Annotated in this window: 1 protein-coding gene; it reads right to left on the bottom strand. The window is 30.8% G+C overall.

Annotated elements, in window-relative coordinates:
- Window positions 1-72 precede the first annotated feature (72 nt).
- The coding region (locus BOQ64_RS22845; protein ID WP_164975884.1) for a T9SS type A sorting domain-containing protein at window positions 73-263 on the bottom strand (191 nt) is incomplete at its 5' end.

The following is a 263-nucleotide window of genomic DNA, read 5'->3' as shown; positions in this document are numbered from 1 at the left end:
TAGTTTGTGCAAAATAAATCTGTGTTACTATTATTCCAATAGCTCCAATGACTTTTTTCATGATTTAGTTTCTTATTTTTTTATCAATTTGGCATTCGCCGTTTTGTTATTATCTGTTTTTATCGTCACTAAATAAGCTCCCTGTATTAAAGCCTGGGTATTAATTTTAGTCACTCTATTCTTCGTTTTAAAGTTCTGAAGCTGTCTTCCGCTCATATCATACAGCATAATATCAGCTTCTTTGAAATCATAGCCAATTTCTA

It is taken from the genome of Chryseobacterium sp. CH25 (assembly GCF_004119455.1).
In the GTDB taxonomy this organism is placed as follows: Bacteria; Bacteroidota; Bacteroidia; order Flavobacteriales; family Weeksellaceae; genus Chryseobacterium.
This window is presented reverse-complemented; position numbering and strand designations above follow the sequence as displayed.